The organism is Pedobacter sp. 01T416_2, from assembly GCF_056398925.1.
Window position 1 is genome coordinate 1 of record NZ_JBFTQI010000019.1, and the last position, 18,554, is coordinate 18,554.

An 18,554-nucleotide genomic window follows, 5' to 3' on the forward strand; every position below is an offset into this window, starting at 1 on the left:
CATCAGGCCAACCCCATAATCATCAGCTTGGCAACGCAGACTCGGGTCCGCTTCAAGTTTTTGTGTCCAAAGCTGACCAATAACAAAATTTAAATCCTGCTAATTCAGTGCATCTGCCCCCATCTTTGCAAATGCTGTACAAAGGTCAAAAGCCGTTTGGTTGTACTTCAGACCAGCGCCGTAAATAATGGAATTGTAGCAGGTCTTCAAAATCATTACATCGAAACGGGCTTATACGCGGCGTTATGATTTTGCATATGGGACCAAAGGGAACCACTTTGAGATGCAATTGGCAATCACCTTGAATTAAAACAACCAAATGGCTCCCGACCGTTTAAGAACGTGGCGGAATAAAGAGGATCCGTCCAGGCTCCAAAAACAGTTGGGCTGAAGAGCAAGAAGGAAACTCGCCGCGCTCAGCGTAAAAACAGAATAGCCTATCGGAGATTCAATGCCAAATGAGAGGGCCATACAAAGCGCAAAGCATAAGCTCAACAGTCCGCTCCCCATCGCAGCAGCCCGAGTAAACAAACCGGCCAGTAAGAGCAGTCCGAATAATCCTTCCAAAATGGTGGCAATTACCGCAAGTACCGGCACAAGGTGATGCGGAAGCATCGACATCACCTCCCCTGCGTACTTCATAAAATGATCCCAATCGACGGCTCTTCGGGATCATCGGGTGGTGGCGGAGGAAACACCTACACATCATCTCCCCCTGCCCCATCGAACCTTCCGGGAGAGGACAAAAACCCTGTCAATCCCAGAGAGATGATGGAATGTTTTTCAAAGATCCCAAGTACAAATGCAGCATTTGTAGTAAGGGTGTATGTTGTTGAACCGCAGCCTGGAACCTCTTTTAATGTCGGCGCTAACAGTTTCGGCCATGTGGCTATTTCTTTGAGCAAAACAAGTGGAGCCACAACCATCACACAAGCTGTCGGATTTTACCCTACCGGAACAGGAATGGATAAACTGTCCTCTAAATCGCAAATTCTTGACAACGGTGGTCCATACCTTTTTTTTCAAATAAAGTAACTGGCCAACAATATCAAATCGAGAGAAATGTTTTTGTGTATCCGTTAAAGGTTCTAAAATCCCTACAATGAGATTTGATAAAATCAATGGCACTTTTTTGTCAATAAATAAATTTAATAATTCCATTGGTTTATCGAGAATTTGAGCCCATGACCCAAAGCCAAAATAATTTAAAGTAAGAAATAGAAAATAAAGTTTGATATTATTCATCACAATCTAACTTATCGGTAAAATCAGTCAAGTTGAGGAAAGTGACTAGGCATTCTTGAGCAATTCGGATGACTGCTGCACCCAATGGATAAGTGAAATCTAAATGAATAGGATCAGAAAGATAAATACGCCGAGTTTTTTTATTGCTGCTTGCTTTACTATATATACTTACTTAGCGGATTGATCAAACCCGTCGCTAAAGAACTCAGCAAGGGTAATATCCAATGCTGAAAGCACTTTCAACAAAGATGAGAAATACAGATCTTCACCATTTTCATAGCGCCAGAGCTGCGTACGGTTAAGGTCATGTTTAAAGGCAAATTTTTCATAGTTCCGTTCCCCTTTCGCTTCTCTAAGGGAACGAATCCGTGCTCCGACCAATTTCAAAACTTCCTTTATGTGCTCGCTCTCCTCTTCGTTTTTGGCTCTACTCATAACGTAAAGTAAACCAAAATGATGCGAGAGAGGTACTTCTAAAAAGAAACATCACAATAGATACATCTTATTAGAAACAAATTTATTATCTTTATAAAGCTGCAGATATTAAAAAATATATGGAAAAGGAGGAATTATTACAGACCCCTATTGACAGGCTTGGTTTTAGTGCTGAATTCTGTAAAGCTTGTCGTTCAATGCATTTCAGCACATTGAACGACATCACATCTCTTTTGCCTGAACGACTGATAAATAAAGAAGGGTTTAGCTATAACTGGCTGGGTGAACTCAGCACATACTTAGATAAGAGAGGACTGTTGCATTTATTGCAACGGCCATAGGAAAAAAATTACGGTTGATCCGCAGCACCATGCGCTGTAATAGATCCCGCACACGTGCGGCAGTATGCTGGTCAATACTGTAAAATTCTTTACTGAGGCTTCCAGGAGAAATAACAGCTTGTCTTTTACTTTGACAGTGACCAGCGAAACATTTAAAAATGAACTGAAGGTTTTGAGTGGCGAAGACACTTTCTTCGTACAGTAAACGAATCAGGCAGGACAGGTGTGCAACTGACATTTCCAGTGGTATTTTTGGAACAGCAATTTCGCTCCCCTTGCTCAAAGACTTTTTTGTTACCAGAATTTCTTCCTGGAGCCAGTCTCCCAACATAGTTTTTAGAGATGGCCATGAAATATTATAAGCTATATGTTTCACTTCAGGAACAGATGCCACCGTAGCCTTTTGATTATGTAGATAGTTGATTTTGTCGTCTAAACAAATAAAAGCTTCCAATTCTTGACGGATCTTCCGTTGTCGGTAAACAAAAAAAGAAAGATGATTAAAATTCACACCAGAAAGATAAAAGATGAGATTGTTTTCTGTCTCGTCGGGGAGTGTATCAACCAAAATCATTTGCTTGATAACATACTTATAATAGTCTAGTGTACCAAAAGAATACCGCCTTGCGTTGTTGTCTGCTGACATCTCATCTACCCAGTTTAAGATCAAAATTTTCAACCCCGAGTTTATTTTCGCGTTTTTAAGATTTGTTTTCACCAGGTGAATATCTGCGCCTGATTGATTAACTAAACGTTTATGAAAAGCGGCAGGTGCCACAGCATCTCGATTGAAATAGTTCGAAAAGTATTGCTTTAAATGATCAAGCAGGAATAGAAGATAATCATGTAGTTTATTAGAAATTTCAATCTCCGGCATTTTACAAAGGGTATCCGAAATTTTCAGGATACCCTCAAGCTGATAATAAAAATAACGCCTTAAGCTTTTATCAGAAATCTCCGAGAAAGCCATCATTTTCCATCCTTCAAAAAGTTGTTGAGATTTTGATTGGAAAGTCGATTCTACTGCAATATCGTTACTTGAATTTCCCCAGGCAGACAGCAGTTCCTCGATATCATGTAGTTCATTTTTAAGCATCAGGTGTAATCAATCCAATACCTTTGTAACTAATTTTTTAACAAATGGGTACTGGTTATGCTGGTGGTAATACTGGTCGTATCAGTTTCAGGATTTTTGAACTTACCAACAATTGATTTAAAATTGCTCACTGCGATAGTTTTTTTCTCGGGAAGTTTAATTGAAATTTTCATGATTTTATATTTTTTATGGTAAATTAAGGCTTTGTGAAGTTGCAAAAATCTTTATTACAGATTCATACAGTTTGGGAGTAAAAAAAGCGTTCATAGCACAGAATATGTTAAACCTAGAAGTAACAAAATTTTCAAAAAAATATTTTCTAATACATATTATCTGCTGGACATTGTTTATCACCTATGAACTGACAATGGTCTATATTGCCTTAGGAACCCTAGAAAAACTTTACATTTATTTAGTTTTTTACGCTATCAATATTTCATTCTTTTATCTTTTTGCAACATTATTGGATTATGTTTTCGAAGAAAGGAAACGTCGATATTTCAAAGGCATTGCAGGTTACCTATTATTGCTCAGCCTATACATGATAACTAAATCTGTTGCTGACTATTTGGTTAGTAGTTCGCCTGCTAACCCATCCAATTCCATCATTTATATAGAAGGTTTCTTGCAGCGAAATATCATGAGAGCATTATACTTCTCTATTTTGGCCATGTTTTATTGGGCTGCAGGTCATATATCCTATTTTCGTCGGCAGGCTGCGGAAGCTGAAAAGCGACAGTTAATTATTGAAAAAGAAAAGGCAGAGCTGGAAACCCAGCTTACCAAGTCCCGTAATGCCTATCTTCAACAACAGATTAACCCTCATATGCTCTTCAATGCGCTAAACTTTGTTTACAACAGCACACAAAAATATTCCGATGATGCCGCTAATTGCATTTGGCTCCTATCGGAGATTATGCGTTTCAGCCTGGAAGAAGCTGGTCCGGATGGAAAAATCAAACTGGATAGAGAAGTTGAGCAGATTGAAAACCTCATCGCGATCAACCGCTACAGGTTTAAAGAACCTCTATATCTTAAGCCGGAACTGCATGGTGATTTCAGYCGTTATAAAATAATTCCGCTGATCCTGCTTACGTTGACTGAAAATATATTTAAACATGGAAATTTAGCCGAATCCGATTCGCCAGCTTTGCTCAAACTGTTTACGGATGAAAACGGTCAGTTAACTTTTCACAGCAGAAACTTAAAAAAATCAAAGAACGGACATCYCCGTCAGCGAAAAGCAYTRGGTCTGCAGAACATCCGGCTCCGCATGGATTCATTTTATAAAGACAACTATAAGCTGGAAATCAACGAGCCTGGCGAATTTTACGAACTCACTTTAACCCTTAAATTATGAGTTTAACCTGCTATATTATTGATGATGAATATCATTCAATTGAAGTACTCGATAAGTACATCAATCAAACCCCAGGCCTGGAACTGGTTGGCAGCTCCACCAACCCGCTTTTAGCGCTGGAAGAATTATGTACTATCCCAACACCCGATATTGTTCTTTTAGATGTCGATATGCCACAGCTCAATGGCCTTGATGTGGCAGACCTTATAGGTTCAGCGAGCAACATTATTTTCACAACCTCCTACCGGGAGTACGCACCGGAAGCGTTTGAAAAAGATGCAGTAGATTACCTGTTAAAGCCCATCAATTACGCCAGGTTTTTAAAGGCAGTTACCAGGGTGCGTTCAAATCTCACCAGTCAGACCAACCAAATCACAGCTAGCCCATTTTTTTTCATCAAAAGCAACATTAAAGGAAAATTTAACCGGATCACTATCGCAGAGATCCGTTATATCGAAAATATAGGCAACTATATCATTATCCATATGAATGATGAAAAAGTAACTACTTACCTCACTTTAGCGGAAGTCCTTTCCAAGTTACCTGTTGAAGGTTTTTCCAGGATCCATCAGTCTTATATCGTCAACCATGCAGCTATTCATTCGTTAGAATACGCCCAGGTAAGACTAAGCGGAGAGGTGAGTATTCCGATTGGAGGGACTTACCGTACCGCGTTCCGGGAAAAAATCCAGCCGGCTCTACTCGTCAGTAAAAGAGACAAAAGTGATCACTAGACTGAAGTCTTTTCGCGGGCCAAACGTGAGCCGGCATATTTTTGCAGGCAATAGTAAACGAGCAACTCCTGTTGCCTTTGTCTAACGGAGAACGTCCGGTTCAGTTGCATATGCACCAGGTCAGCCAAAAGCTCCATTCTATTATCATTTGAATAGCTTCTTGTAAGCCCATCCAAAACAGACATCTGCTTTAACAGTGGCGAAAGATGCTTTGATAATGCTTTACTTTCCAGCAAGTCCGCTATCATTAATTTCTTCTGCCGGTATTTCTCATCCATTGCGACTTTAAGCGTTTTATCTGCCCTGAACTCTGCCATAAACTGATCCGTCACCTTACCAAGGTAATCCAGGGAATCAATCAGAGATGGAAAAAAGCAACTGATCATGCGATGGGCAGTTAGCAAGGCCAGTTCAAACTCGCTAGGTTCGAAAAAATTGTTCCCCTTTAAAGTTAACGCAAGGACAGTAAGATGGCTTCCCGCGCAAAAAAGTTCTTCAACATGTGAAATGAGATCGGGCCCATATCGTTCGATTTCTCTCCGGTAAGTATCTCCCTGGAAATCCCGGATGAGTTTATCATGTCCGGATGATTCAATTTTTTTACGCAAGGCGACGAGTATCGCGCCAAGATCATCTTCCTCCGCCTGTATGCGCAGACGCAGATGATAGCCTTTATCGCTGTAACGGATGAAAAACCAGTTTTTGATCCGCTTCTTCTGTCCTTTGATGAATGGGAAAATCACCCTACTAAGGATTTCATCCGAAGCGCGTGGAATGCAGAAAATTTTAAGGTAAAGCCAGTTACTCCCCATTAAAAAGTCGCGTTGCTTTTCACCGTAAACAGTGATATTTTCCTTTTTTGAAGGTTTATAAATATTATTCCCGTGGGCAAGAAAAGCAATCATCTGCCCCGCAAGTGGCTTTTTACCGGACAGAACGGAACGATCAGGCAATAAATATTCCTGAATGGTTATCCGCTTTAAACCGTCAATGCACTGCAGAAAAAACCTTGCCTCGGTGGAATTGGCCAGATCAAAAACCAACTGCTGGTCTGTTGCCCCTATGGTGATGTACCGGGGCAGGTGGTGCTTTCTGCGAAAACCATCCAGGGTTTTGATGGGATCAGTATTGTCCCCTACGGATAAATGCTTTATGTCTGACTCCTTAAAATTCCATTTCGCCAGACAGAGGATCACCCTTCCGCAACAGACCCGTGGATAAAAAGTAAGGCCCGGAAAAAAGTTTTCCAGGCTAAATGAAAGTCCTGCCTGTACACCCTGAAATTGCAGGTCACACAACAACCGGAAAACCGGCGAGTGGTTATTCCGAAAGTTATAGGCGGTCGCCAGACGGGGAATTACTCTTTTGTTCAACTTAGACGACTCTAATATCAATTCACCGCCTTTAAGAGAAAGCATGAGTTCGCCTGGCAGAACCAGTTTTTCAACTGGCTGCGAAGGAGATACGTTCAGGGGTATCTCGTGTGAATAAATGGGCTTACGGCGATTGATATTATCCACATGGCTATCAGACTGCTGTGCAATGTCGGCAAAAACAACTTCCGGGTTTGCTGTAGTTTCCTTTGCGGCAAGCTCGCGGCAAAACTGGTGTACCGGGTCACTAAAGCAAGAGAACCTTCCGATCAGCGAAGCGGCAGTTACACCGCCCGAACTTTCGATGATCAGGTGTTCGCCCGTCGAGCGGTACATGAGCGCCTGCGTCTGGGGCATAGGCAATACTACCTTTTTATGATTTTCCAGTTTAATCAAATCATCTTCGCTGATCTGAAGGGGCGCCCAGGGATCGCGAAGGGTGTCCCCTATCCAGAGTTTGAAGATAAACTGCTGTGAGGCATGCCATCCAAGTGTTCTATTTTCATCTTCCGGCACGGGGAAAGGAATATTCTCCAGGATATCGTGATCAGGCATGGATGGCTCCATCTCGCCATAATGCAATCCCCCGTCGGGATCTAAGGCTAGCAGTAAAGGCACCCTTTCCTGATCAAAGCGGGCACGGAAGTCACGGATAAAACGCGACAGATCAGCAGGCTGCTCAGCATTTGCCAATAACTGCAGCACATGGACAGCTTTGGACAGTTCTTCCTGTTCAGTGCTATTTGGTCCCCCAGTTTTGTTCGGCCTTTCCAGGGCTGCATAAAATGGCTGTCCAAAAGGTTTATTTTCCTTTGCAATTTTTCCGATTTCCCCGGCCAAAGCCGATAGGGATGCTTCACCCGATATAGGAATCATCGTATAATTTTTCCAGAAACCGTTCCAGCTAGGTAATCCAAAGAAGTTCTCAATGATCTCATTACTGATTACTTTGCCCTGAGTGCCATTGAAAACCGCTCCGGCGTCAAGCAGAAATTGGATGTATTCTTCCGCTTCTGCATCTGAGCACTCACTGTGCTCCATAATCCACGTCAAGAGGATGTTTTTGGAAGTCTTCTTTGAAGATAAAAATGAAAACAGCTGTACATTGAATTTTACGGCTGCAATCCCTTCCAAGGAAAAGCTAAACCTCCCCTTATCATCTAAAGATGATTTGGTGTAGCGGAAAACGTCATTAAACCGGTACAGCGCGGGGTTGACCATCAATCCGTCTGACAGATCAGCCTCCGCCCTGTTCTTCAGTTTCCTTAAAAATTCCTGATCAGGCAACAAATGAAGGATCGACTCATCGCTTCCGGCAAGCCTGATCTGACCACCGATTCCCCAATGAAGTAAAGTAAAGGAGGAGAAGCTTCCAAAAGGGGTTGGCCTGAAGCACATCCGGTTATAATATTTATAAAGGGTATGTTTTTCCTTGTCTGCTAATTTATCGAAATCAAATTCCTTTTTTTCAAGTAAGGCATAAAACGCTGCGCTCGCCAAAAAAACTGCATTGCGGAAAGCCTGTTCCTGCAACACTTCAGGCAACCGCGAGAGATCATAGCCGGTAAAGCTATAGTACGGTGCCCGTAAAAACAACTGCGGTAAAAACCGGTAGACCATTGACCTGCTTTCTTTCATCAATTTATCACTTTAAAGGGTATAATACCCATCTCATACTGTTTTGGCTTTTCTATTCACCGTTAATTCGTTTCATAATTCTTTTACCATGAAGGCAATTTTAAAATCAACCGTTCCACCGTTGCTCGTACTGCTATTTGTTTATGCTGCTTTGAGTAAGCTGCTAACTTTTTCAGACTTTGACCAGCAGCTTCACAACCAATCTTTTCCCAGCTGGCTTGCTGATTTCCTACTGTATTTTTTGATCCCTGCCGAAATCATCACTGCGCTGCTGCTGTGTTTCAAGCGGACCATCATATCTGGTCTGTTGTTCTCATCTGCACTGCTACTGGCCTTCACATCCTACATCGCCATGGTCATGCTTCATTTCTGGGACAGGGTTCCCTGTTCATGTGGGGGCATTCTGAACCAAATGGGCTGGACCACACATCTAATATTCAACAGTTTCTTTCTGATCCTCAACCTTCTCGCTTTGTACCTCTATACCGCTGAAAGGAAAGGATTGAATACGTTCAACATCATCACCAACGACCAAACAGGGCCAGCTGAAAACCTGCGAAAAGAGTAAGCATCATTTTTTCACTAAAGTTTTTCTGAATGTTTTTTGATGTAATAAAGCATTCGTTTCCTATGAAAAGGATCAAATTAAACTTTGCTGCTATCGCCTTCCTACTTGGAACAGGCGTAGCAGTAGCATCTACTGCTCAAAAAGCCAATGTTAAATGGGGTTTCAATGGCACCTCTTATGAAGAGGTAACTGGCGACTACAGCTGCGAATCCTCCGACAACACTTGTACCCGCACCTATCCAGCAGGTCAAAATCCCAATGTCAATCCAATCGGCTACATCGAGCAGGAACTTGGCAATTTTTCACAGTAGTATCTGATTAACCTTTTGAACCAGCAACCGGCATCGCGCCGGTTGCTTTTTTATTTACCGCTCATTCTGCGGAATCCCGCTGGCGGATATTTCTTCAGCCGGAATGGGCAGCACATAACGTTTATCACCAGCGATTAATGTGAATACCTGCCCTGAAACCGTGCGGATTATACTTTTTGCAAAGCGCGGATCTTTATTGAGCCGCCTGAGGTCTCCCCAGCGGAGTCCCCTGAAGGCGAGTTCCTTACGTCTTTCTTTAAGTATAATCTTCAGGGCCTCTTCTGCGTCGTTCGCACTCAGGAGCTGGTAGGTCCCTTTGGCCCAGCGCGTAACCAGCAGGGTGTTCAGTTCTTGCATCGCCTCGGCAAAACTGCCCATCCTTGCCAATGATTCGGCGCGGATGAGGTACATCTCATCCACACACAATCCCCCAAAAAGCTGCAGGCGGAAGCCTGTATACCGCCCCTTGAAATAAAAAGGCGCGGGGCCTGCAAAGAATATGCTTTTTCTCAAATCCTTGTCTGCATAAAGCTGGTATAACTCATCTGCTACCGTGGTCCTGGTAGAGGAGCTAAATCCATAAGGTATGAGTTTATCATAAAAGATTACCTCGGGATTATCTGCTGCCGGAGAAGAGGGAAATGGATTGGTTGCGGTCTGGCTGATGGTATTGTAATCCAGCAGAGAATGGTTAAGCGCAAGAGATGCTGCCGCATATTTACCAGCCAGTTCATAATTTTCCATATTCAGGTATACCCGAGCTAATAGTGCATTCGCTGCAGCCTTTGAGGGACGGCTTTTGAACTGCGTCAGCTGGGGCAATAACTTTTCTGCCTCTACGAGGTCACTGATGAGTTGGTCATATACCTGCTGCACGGAAGCCCTTCCCCCCTTCGCATTCACATCTGGAGTGAGGCGCAGGGGTATTCCCAGATCTAAGCCGGCCGTGTTCTTGTCATAGGTCTTGGAAAACAACTGCATCAGGTTATAAAAAGCAAATGCCCGGTGGAAAAGTGCRCTTCCTTTAGTGGTGTTCCAGTTGGTCTTCGAACCTTCTGCCCCTTCCAGATCCTTCAGACCATCTAATATGATATTGGCATAAAAGATCTGTTGATAAGGAAGGTTCCAGTCTGCACAAGTCTGGTTCTGATAGAGATCTTCAGCCCACAGGTAGCTATTTTTTTGGACCATCGTGGTGAACCCAGCCACGCCGGCATCATTGGCGTAATAGTCATCAGCTGAAATTTCCTGCAGCGAGGGGCTGGTGTTGAATATGGTCAGGTTATCCATTAAGGCATTAAAATCGTCCAGGGTTGTGGGAATGAGTAGTGCCTTATCAGGCTTTTTATCCAGGAATTCCTTTTGGCAGGAACTAAAAAGCAGGCCGGAGAGCAAAAGACCCATCAGTAAAAATATTGTTTTCATAATAGTCAGTTTCGTTATCATCATTTTAAAAATCAGCTTTAATGCCTACAGCAACCGTGCGGGCGGGCGGGTAATCAGCAGTGGGATAATCTGGGTCAAAATGGGTTTTGGTTGACTTCCAGATGATCCCGATGTTATTGGCATAGAGATAGACCTGCAGTTTACTGAGTGCAAGCCGCTGCAATACGTTTTTACCAAACTCGTAAGCAAGGCTAATGTCCTGCAGGCGGATATTATCTGCCTTTTGTACCGTTGTGGTAGAAAAATTATAGAAACTGTCCCTTGCCGCATTAATGCCGGCAGGCATCGAAGGGATGGTGGTGATCAGTTCATCTCCAGGCTTCTGCCAGCGCTCGCTATACCTGCCCTGAAAGTAACCCTGTCCGGAAAGAATGCTGGCGTAAAAAATGCCCGGCTGCCTGAAATAGTAGCCCAGGCGATAGCTGATATTTGCAGAAAAGGAAAATTGCCTGTAGCTGAATGTGTTCCGCAGGGCGCCGTAGCTTACCGGCCGGGCAGGGCCACTGTAAATCAAGTTATCTGCGGTCGCTGAAGACAACAACTGCCCATAATCTTTGCTTATTTTGTCGCCGAGATAACCCTGAGGGTCGCCGTTCTGTGGATCGAGGCCTGCGAAGGCATAACTGTATACGGCATAAAAGGGTTTCCCCTGTAAAGGATAAACTTCACTGTCGGAAAACTGTGCATATCTAACTGCCGGTTGCTGGAGCGCGTAATCCACAACCTTATCCTTTACATAGCTAAAAAAGAAACTGGTCTGCCATTTGAAYTCACCGGCCAGATTCTGGCTGTTTAAACTAAGGTCGATGCCTGCGCCACGTGTATTTGCCGTATTGCCCCGAAAGGTAGTGATGCCCGAGGAGGGTGCAAAGGCAATATCCCCGATCAGATCGATACCCCGCTTGAGGTAAGGCTCTATGGTGCCGCTGATGCGGTTGTTCCTCCCCGCAAAATCGATCCCGATGTTGATCAGTCGTACACGTTCCCACCTCAGCTCGGGGTTTGGCGGATTGATGACCTGCGCATATACGGTATTGATGGCATTGCCTGTGCCGTATAGCGCTGTTGTGAAGGCAGAAAGGCTTTTATTCACATTGCCATTGTAGCCGTAGGTCAGCCTCATTTTTAAATAGGGTAGCCACTCGAGGCCGTAAAAAGGTTCTTGATCAATATTCCAGGCGAGTCCCGCGGAATAAAGGGGCACCCCCTGTTGATTGGTTTTTACCCCGAACAGGTTACTCCGGTCGAGCCTTGCACTGGCAGACAGGGTATAGCGGTCAAGGTAGGTATAGGCCGCATTCGAGTAATAAGAAATATTGCGGTCGGTCAGATCGGTCATGCTGTTATAAAACGGGATAGCTGCCAGCGAACCGGGGATTGCATACTGGGGAAACTGGCTGAGGTAATCGACCCCTAAAGCAGTTGCATGGCTGTCGTCATAACCATAGGAGCGGTTGCTGTTCCCCACCGTATGGAAATCACGAAGTTCATATCCTGCAATGGCCGTGAGACTATGTTTATCATTCCATTGACGGTTAAAATTCAGCTGGCCCCTAATGCTTTGACTGGTGGCGGTGAGGTCATTCAGATCGAGTATTGCGCCGCGGGGAATGGAGTTAGTGAGTTTTCCGTTAGCATCAACTGCCGAAAAATTGTTGATCAGGTTCCGGGTAAAATAGGTTTTTTCGCTCCGCAGGTTCCGCCCGTTAGCGATACTCTGTCCATACTGATAAAGTAAGGACAGCGAAAGATAAGGCTTGATTTTATAACTGGCGCCAAAATTCAACCGGTAATCGATCAGTTTGCGGGTTTTATCCGCCAGGAAGATTTCTTCCAGGGGCTTATAGCTCCAGTCGAGCAATCCCTGTTGCTGCGCGGACTGAACGAAACGCTGCCGGTAGTCGTGCGTGATTGCAATGGGATTTCCCGCGGCATCGACAAGCCTGGCATAGGGATATAGCGAAGGGCCGTTACCGGTGTTGAGTCCGATCAGGCTTGTCCCGGGATTGTTGGTAACAGTATTGCTCTGGGTATAATAAAATCCAGTCGTTATTTCCAGTTTTTTACTAAGTAAGTTGATGGACTGTCCGCCGTTAAAGGTATAGCGGTCAAAACCGTTTCCTACCAGGTTATCCTGGTTATGGTCATATCCTCCCGACAGGTTAAAGCGCTGGATTTCGCTGCCACCACTAAAATTCAGGGCATACTGCTGGTTAATACTTTTACGGTAAAAATAGTTGTCAAAGTCATTCCGCACATCATTTGAAGCTAAAGCACTAATCTGCGCATCAGCCTGATCCGCTGAGATTTTACCATCCCTGCGGGCAATCAGCAGTTCCACTACCGGCGTTATCGCGGGATTATTAAAGCCAGTTTCGGCATTAAGGTAAAAGCCTTTGTCAAAAAGTGCTTTTTCGACGCCTATGAAATCTGCAGCAGACATCCTGGGCTGATAAAAAATATCTGGTTTATCACCCATTGTCGCATTGGCATTAAAGCCGACTTTCAGGGGCTGGCTATAACGTCCTTTTTTGGTTGTAATCACAATCACACCGTTTCCGGCACGGGAACCCCAGATGGAAGCCGCAGCAGCATCCTTGAGCACTGAAATGCTCTCTACATCATTGGGATTAATATTATTGATATCCCCATCATATGGAAAATTATCCAGTACAATCAATGGACTGGAATTGCCATATATGGTATTTTGTCCCCGCACACTAATCAGGCCCGCCCCTGCCGACMTGCCTTTGTTGAAAAGCAGGCCAGGAGTGACATCTTCCAGCCGTTCCAGCACGCCTGTGCTCACCCTGCGGTTGAGCAGTTTGTTATCCACCTGAACAAAAGATCCTGTGGCCCTGCCGGCAGGCAGAGTCTGATAACCGGTAGAAACGACCACTTCATTTAATTGTGCTGTTGCAGCAGCCAGTATAATCAAGACCGGCTTATCGTTAGCGGATACCTTCAGGCTCACCTGCTGATAGCCAAGATAGGTTACCTGTAGGTTGACGCCGGAAAGTGTGGTCTTTAAAGCGAAACTTCCCGTCTGGTCAGTCAGGACCGCCTCACCGGATTCTTCCATTTTAACGGTGGCTCCAATCAGGGGAATCCGCCCGTCAGCCGCCACAACTTTGCCCTTTATTTCTTTTATGGGCTGTTGGGCATTGAGCGGTAAACTGTAAAGCAGAAACAGCGTAGCGAGATATAGTATAATAATTTTCTTCATAATTAAAATTTGTGCGTTAGCGTTTACGGATAATGAGCATTTCGATCTCTGCAGGCTTTTCAACAAAGCGCAGGTCATAGCGGGCGAGCGCTTTATTGATCTGCTCAATACTGCCCGTATTGGCCGTGAACTCCAGGTCAACCATGCCTGTATATCCGGTCTGGTCAATCATCGGAAGTGGATTCCCTTGTAACGGAACCTGTAACCTTTCAATGAAAACAGAGAGGAAGCAACTCGTTAATTTGCATCCAAAGCCGTCTACGTAAACCGAGGGCTGCCCACCCGAGGTACGGAGTTTATCTGTTGAAGAGGTGCGCACCAATGCCAGCGCCTTTACTTTCCTTTTTTCCAGTCCTACCCGGTAATCCGAGAAAAATCCCTTGAGCTCATCCTGCATCAAGGCATATGTCCGAGCGCTGGATTGCTGGTTAATCATGAGCTCATAACAATATCCCCTGCCCTGCTTCAACCAGTCCAGAAAATCTGCGCTGACTAGCTTTTTGGGCTCAAATTCTTCCACCAGTCCATCTTCGAGCACCGTTTCTTTTTTTTCTTTTTTATAGGCTATCCGGAACAGTTCGGGAATGGTCAGGTTACGCCCGGTAATGCGTCTCACAGGTCCTCCTGATTGTACGTCTACGTCTTTATAGATCCCGCGGCCGATATTGGTGATATAACCTGAAAGCTGAGATCGAAAAATACCGTTATCGAGATCCTCTCCCTCAAAAAACAAAGGCTTACTGGTATCATAAAGCATTTTCTCATCCTTTTTAACTTTCAGTTCTAACGATCCTGCGGCTAATAAGGCTTTTATATTTTCAGCAGAGATCGCCTGCCGGTCGGTTATGGCCTTTACAACACCATCCCCGCCTATCCATACATAATGCGGGAGGGTCTGATGGGGAAAAAGCCGGACCAGTGTCGTATCTGCTGTAACCATCGGCAGCGACACAGATTTACCGGTCTGCTGCTGCAGCTTTTTATAAAAGGCATCGACCTCTTTAAAGGACTGATAAGCTACCGGGAGGAACTGCACACGGCCGTTAAATTCTTCCTGTAAGGCCTCCATTTTAGGAATCATGGCAATACAGGGCGCACACCATGTTGCCCAGAAATCCACGATGAGCAGTTTGCCCTTAAAGGCTGAAAGCGGCAGGGCTACCGGCGTTTTATCTGATCCATTGAGGCCTGAAATATTCTGTATAAGTACATCCGGCGCCTGCTGCCCTATAGCTAATCCTCGATTATTTGCAGCCCCTGGGGTAACTGATAAGTTTTTATCCTGGGCATGCACCCAAAAAACTGGGCATAGCAGTAGCAGGAAGCATAATTTAAGCTTCATTTTGATTGATTTAAGACGTAAAAAAATTAGAAATTGAACTGTAAAGTCCGTCTATGCCCCTATTCCTTCAATCTTGCCTTGTTCCATCAGCGTCCGCACGGCCGTGACCAAATCGATCAGGCCATCGAAAACATCACTAACTTCCTGTTCACTGATATTAAGTTCCAGAAAACCCTTCTTATCATTCAAGGCGTAACCCTGAAACGACTCGAGCAACGTCAGCTTTATTTTATGATCACTATAGTGTCGATAAAATAATTCCAACACCTGTTGAGCTGTTTTCAAAGAAGGGCTTCCAGAATTATAATCAGATAAAGTCATGAATTGATGGTTAGGAAAAAGTGTTAGTTGATTAAAGCAAGCGCAAAGTTTGACTACTTTACAGTAATATATGGCAACCGGATTTCAGCAGTGATCGAAAAAACCCCGGCTGCCAAGGTGGGTTTATTCCGGACCTTTAATAATATTTTTGATAGGATTTTGGAGCGAAGGTGAAATAAAATCAATGTAAGAATATATAACCAAGCTCACATTGCCATAAATACAACAGAAACATGTCAAATCATCCGGACCCGACTTCACCCCGCCTATATTCCGCGGTACCTGCCCGGACTCATACTTATTTTTATTAATCAGTCCCTGCCTGCTACGACCTATAGGCCAAATGCTCCATACCGCCAATGAGCTATATAAAAAAGCCCAACAGAGAAAAAAAAACGGCAAATAACTACTAGTGGTCTTCATATAACAGGATTAAAAATGCTAAACTAAAAATTGATCAAAGGCAGTCGCCCAAAGTACCCAATTGTGGAAGAGGCTAAGTGGCAGAAAAACTCCCACCCTGGCCCAAAATCCGGACATACCAATCCCACTACGGCAAATCCGTTTATTCTTTAAAACACAAAAAATAGAGGAAAGATGGGCAAAAAACATCCCAATAAACCAGGTCCAAGCTCCAAGCAACAAAAAATGAGGCAGGCCATCATTATTAAGAACCTATTTTATTTTCGACCATAAAGGTCAACCTGCCCCATCCAAAAAAACTACTCAGGATTCTTTGGCTTCAAGGCATAAAGCCGATCAAACGGACAAGTTAATAGGGACTGATATAAAAATACTTGAAAATGATGAACAATTAAAATAACATATTGGAGCATACTCACCTCAGTAAGTACCAACCAGTTAATCCAACTTATTTTTTGTCTGCTCATAATCCTATGTTATGAGTCTTGGCGGAGAGAGGAAAAAGTGGGCTTCCCAAACCATAACCTCATAATGTTTCTCACGCCTTACGTTGAAATGGAATTACAGCAGAAGCCCACTCTTATTTTGGAAAGCTAAAGATAGCAATTCCGCTATAAGAAATGGGATAAAATCTGCTGTCCTGCTCCAACGGCGTGAGATTTGAGGTTGCAAGACTCTTAATTTTACCTTACTGGTTTTATTTTTTTATTACGTAAATGTAAATAAAAAAAAGCTTAATGTCAAGTAATTGCATGACGATTTTAAATAAAATATAAAAGACATTGCCAATTATATTTTTATTAGCAATAAAATGATTAGTGAGAAAGAAAAAATAATCCTGAAAAGATTCGGTCAGCATTTAAAATCTTTAAAAGAGAAACAGGAACTTTCTTATCGCGAATTTTACAAGAGAAGCGGGGTTAATACCGGAGATATTATTAAATATGAAAATGGAGAAACCAGTCCAAGTTTTATTACATTATTGAGATTGGCAATAGGTTTAAAAATCCATCCAACAGAACTTCTGGATTTTAATTTTGGAATCGACTTTAGCGCCGGGCTGGAATAACATAAGCTGTTATGATTAAGTGGCAAATCTGAAGATCATAAGCAACTAAAGAAAGAAGCGGCAAATAATGAAATGCTGATCATTATATCACCTAATGCACATTTAAAAAATCTTTACCACAAAATAGGATAGTTTGTGGCCCCATTCCCATTCTTTTTTCATCACTATCCATCATTTAGACCAAAAATTTTTGTGGTTAATTATGTATTTCAGTTTTTACCGGACACTAATGATTTTGTTTATAAAAATTCCAGTGTTGAAGGGAAAAGATACTTAGTTAGCTGCCTTTTTCCTGAAAAAAGGTAACAATGGAGACCGATATCGAACACTTTTGGTCAACCAAATTACCGAACATATCTACCTGAAAAACAAAAAATTAAGAGAAAAAAAATGGGGCAAAAATCTTCGAAAAAATCTTTGCCCCACTGGGGTCGGCAAAAGTTCGGATAAGCAATAAATTCATAGCCGATTTAAAGAGAATCGCAGAATTAGACACTAAAATAACAGAGTACGATGAGCTGGGAAGGCTCTTAAAAATTAGGAAGGAACAAGAAACACTAATCCCGAAAGTCATTGACAAAAAGAAAAAAAATTAGAGCTAAAAGAAAATCTAGAAAGGTCTTACTTAAAAAGTGGATCATTAATATTTCGGATGACTAATAAGTAACTTCTCGAAGAGTCACTCTACGCCTCGATTCAACTGACATAAGTAGGTTACACTTTTTGTCCCGAAAACCTACGGTACTTAGTACCACGCTTCGCTGGGAGCAGGTCCAGTTCATTGCCCGATTGCTTGAACCTGTTGTAATACTTCAAAAAACTCTGCGCATCAGTATCATGCGCAGAGTAGAAGTCTTTTACAAGTTTTAAATTGGCGTGCAAACCAGCTTTTACCTGTTCATATTCTGTGATCAGGAAACGGTATTTGCTCAGGTAATTACGCTTTAAGGTAAGATCATTCGTGTTTATTCGCATAAATCAATCACTAGCTAATACAAAACTAATTCTGTTACCGAATTACTAAACCCTTACAGCAATGACGATTTGCTATTACAATAACCTATAAAGCAATCATTTTATCAAAATAATAATCGAACTCTGGTTGATAATAAAATCAGGTGTTTTCTCTTAAATAGTTTTACTTATAAGTCGCCGCTAGTTTTAAAGCGTTATAAGCATTCACAATACCACCCGTTACACAAATTTCTGAGAAAGGTACACTAACTGGCGCTCCGTCTTTTAAAGAAGTTACATTATGGTTAATTTTTACAACCGATTTTAAAATGATTTCCTTTACCTGAGCTGCTGTTAATTTAGGATAATAAGAACGAATTAAAGCTGCCAAACCTACTACCACTGGTGCTGCCATACTAGTTCCGCTTTCCGGTTTATAAGTGTTTTCGGGAGTTGTTGAATTAATAAGTACCCCTGGGGCAAAAACATCGACACTTGTTTTTCCAAAATTAGAGAACCCAGCTTTTAAAGTTTCGTTATCTTTAAAAGCAGATGCTCCTACTGTAATATATGAACTTGCAATTTCTCCATTTAAGTATTTTCTTGAAGGAAAATTACTTTCAACATCTATATCTTTATTTTCATTCCCAGCAGCTTGAACCAATAATACAT

The 18,554-nt window shown here is 42.8% G+C and carries 17 protein-coding genes; 6 read left to right on the plus strand and 11 right to left on the minus strand.

Going from position 1 to position 18,554, the window contains the following annotated elements; genetic code table 11:
- Positions 1 to 306: 306 nt before the first annotated feature.
- Positions 307 to 642: a DoxX family membrane protein gene (locus AC1DPQ_RS01765; RefSeq protein ID WP_477585081.1), complete on the minus strand. Its 336-nt coding sequence runs from the start codon at positions 640 to 642 to the stop codon at positions 307 to 309.
- A 3-nt stretch (positions 643 to 645) separates the two neighbouring features.
- Here AC1DPQ_RS01765 and AC1DPQ_RS01770 point away from each other — a divergent pair, with 3 nt between their 5' ends.
- On the plus strand, positions 646 to 1,035 hold the full coding sequence (locus tag AC1DPQ_RS01770) for a hypothetical protein (RefSeq protein WP_477585080.1): 390 nt from the start codon (positions 646 to 648) through the stop codon (positions 1,033 to 1,035).
- A gap of 378 nt (positions 1,036 to 1,413) precedes the next feature.
- Here AC1DPQ_RS01770 and AC1DPQ_RS01775 read toward each other — a convergent pair whose 3' ends face one another.
- The 3 genes from AC1DPQ_RS01775 to AC1DPQ_RS01785 all read right to left on the minus strand — a co-directional run bounded on the left by AC1DPQ_RS01775 (position 1,414) and on the right by AC1DPQ_RS01785 (position 3,290).
- Positions 1,414 to 1,680, minus strand: coding sequence for a helix-turn-helix domain-containing protein (locus AC1DPQ_RS01775; protein ID WP_477581790.1), 267 nt, complete (start codon positions 1,678 to 1,680; stop codon positions 1,414 to 1,416).
- Between the two features lie 288 nt (positions 1,681 to 1,968).
- The gene (locus tag AC1DPQ_RS01780; RefSeq protein WP_477607672.1) at positions 1,969 to 3,117 is read right to left on the minus strand and encodes a hypothetical protein; all 1,149 of its coding nucleotides are present in this window, start codon (positions 3,115 to 3,117) and stop codon (positions 1,969 to 1,971) included.
- Positions 3,118 to 3,146: 29 nt separating this feature from the next.
- Positions 3,147 to 3,290: a hypothetical protein gene (locus tag AC1DPQ_RS01785; protein ID WP_477586129.1), complete on the minus strand. Its 144-nt coding sequence runs from the start codon at positions 3,288 to 3,290 to the stop codon at positions 3,147 to 3,149.
- 368 nt (positions 3,291 to 3,658) lie between these two features.
- On the opposite strand from AC1DPQ_RS01785, the gene AC1DPQ_RS01790 reads away from it, so the two are divergent.
- Together AC1DPQ_RS01790 and AC1DPQ_RS01795 are read left to right on the plus strand one after the other, a co-directional pair.
- Positions 3,659 to 4,477, plus strand: a complete 819-nt coding sequence (locus AC1DPQ_RS01790; RefSeq protein ID WP_477607674.1) for a sensor histidine kinase — start codon at positions 3,659 to 3,661, stop codon at positions 4,475 to 4,477.
- Positions 4,474 to 5,211: a LytR/AlgR family response regulator transcription factor gene (locus tag AC1DPQ_RS01795; protein ID WP_477582606.1), complete on the plus strand. Its 738-nt coding sequence runs from the start codon at positions 4,474 to 4,476 to the stop codon at positions 5,209 to 5,211. Before AC1DPQ_RS01790 ends, AC1DPQ_RS01795 begins: the two co-directional genes overlap by 4 nt.
- On the opposite strand, the gene AC1DPQ_RS01800 is transcribed toward AC1DPQ_RS01795, so the two are convergent.
- On the minus strand, positions 5,208 to 8,222 hold the full coding sequence (locus AC1DPQ_RS01800; RefSeq protein ID WP_477607676.1) for a lantibiotic dehydratase: 3,015 nt from the start codon (positions 8,220 to 8,222) through the stop codon (positions 5,208 to 5,210). The two genes, AC1DPQ_RS01795 and AC1DPQ_RS01800, sit on opposite strands and share 4 nt — an antisense overlap.
- A gap of 88 nt (positions 8,223 to 8,310) precedes the next feature.
- Here AC1DPQ_RS01800 and AC1DPQ_RS01805 point away from each other — a divergent pair, with 88 nt between their 5' ends.
- Together AC1DPQ_RS01805 and AC1DPQ_RS01810 are read left to right on the plus strand one after the other, a co-directional pair.
- The gene (locus tag AC1DPQ_RS01805) at positions 8,311 to 8,790 is read left to right on the plus strand and encodes a MauE/DoxX family redox-associated membrane protein (protein WP_477582611.1); all 480 of its coding nucleotides are present in this window, start codon (positions 8,311 to 8,313) and stop codon (positions 8,788 to 8,790) included.
- 62 nt (positions 8,791 to 8,852) lie between these two features.
- Positions 8,853 to 9,101, plus strand: a complete 249-nt coding sequence (locus tag AC1DPQ_RS01810; protein WP_477582613.1) for a DUF6520 family protein — start codon at positions 8,853 to 8,855, stop codon at positions 9,099 to 9,101.
- A gap of 54 nt (positions 9,102 to 9,155) precedes the next feature.
- Here the strand turns inward: AC1DPQ_RS01810 and AC1DPQ_RS01815 are convergent, their stop codons facing one another.
- From AC1DPQ_RS01815 to AC1DPQ_RS01830, 4 genes are read right to left on the minus strand one after another with little or no spacing between them, the layout of a single operon-like run.
- The gene (locus tag AC1DPQ_RS01815) at positions 9,156 to 10,526 is read right to left on the minus strand and encodes a RagB/SusD family nutrient uptake outer membrane protein (RefSeq protein ID WP_477582615.1); all 1,371 of its coding nucleotides are present in this window, start codon (positions 10,524 to 10,526) and stop codon (positions 9,156 to 9,158) included.
- Positions 10,527 to 10,551: 25 nt separating this feature from the next.
- Positions 10,552 to 13,851: a SusC/RagA family TonB-linked outer membrane protein gene (locus AC1DPQ_RS01820; protein ID WP_477607678.1), complete on the minus strand. Its 3,300-nt coding sequence runs from the start codon at positions 13,849 to 13,851 to the stop codon at positions 10,552 to 10,554.
- On the minus strand, positions 13,790 to 15,115 hold the full coding sequence (locus AC1DPQ_RS01825) for a TlpA family protein disulfide reductase (RefSeq protein ID WP_477585252.1): 1,326 nt from the start codon (positions 15,113 to 15,115) through the stop codon (positions 13,790 to 13,792). The genes AC1DPQ_RS01820 and AC1DPQ_RS01825 overlap by 62 nt, the downstream gene beginning before the upstream one ends.
- 51 nt (positions 15,116 to 15,166) lie before the next feature.
- Positions 15,167 to 15,436: a hypothetical protein gene (locus tag AC1DPQ_RS01830; protein WP_477607680.1), complete on the minus strand. Its 270-nt coding sequence runs from the start codon at positions 15,434 to 15,436 to the stop codon at positions 15,167 to 15,169.
- Positions 15,437 to 16,670: 1,234 nt separating this feature from the next.
- On the opposite strand from AC1DPQ_RS01830, the gene AC1DPQ_RS01835 reads away from it, so the two are divergent.
- Positions 16,671 to 16,928: a helix-turn-helix domain-containing protein gene (locus tag AC1DPQ_RS01835; protein WP_215126009.1), complete on the plus strand. Its 258-nt coding sequence runs from the start codon at positions 16,671 to 16,673 to the stop codon at positions 16,926 to 16,928.
- A 714-nt stretch (positions 16,929 to 17,642) separates the two neighbouring features.
- On the opposite strand, the gene AC1DPQ_RS01840 is transcribed toward AC1DPQ_RS01835, so the two are convergent.
- Together AC1DPQ_RS01840 and AC1DPQ_RS01845 are read right to left on the minus strand one after the other, a co-directional pair.
- On the minus strand, positions 17,643 to 17,903 hold the full coding sequence (locus tag AC1DPQ_RS01840) for a hypothetical protein (RefSeq protein ID WP_477585048.1): 261 nt from the start codon (positions 17,901 to 17,903) through the stop codon (positions 17,643 to 17,645).
- Between the two features lie 163 nt (positions 17,904 to 18,066).
- Positions 18,067 to 18,554 (minus strand): S8 family serine peptidase (locus AC1DPQ_RS01845; RefSeq protein ID WP_477607682.1); only part of this gene is annotated, 488 nt, incomplete at its 5' end.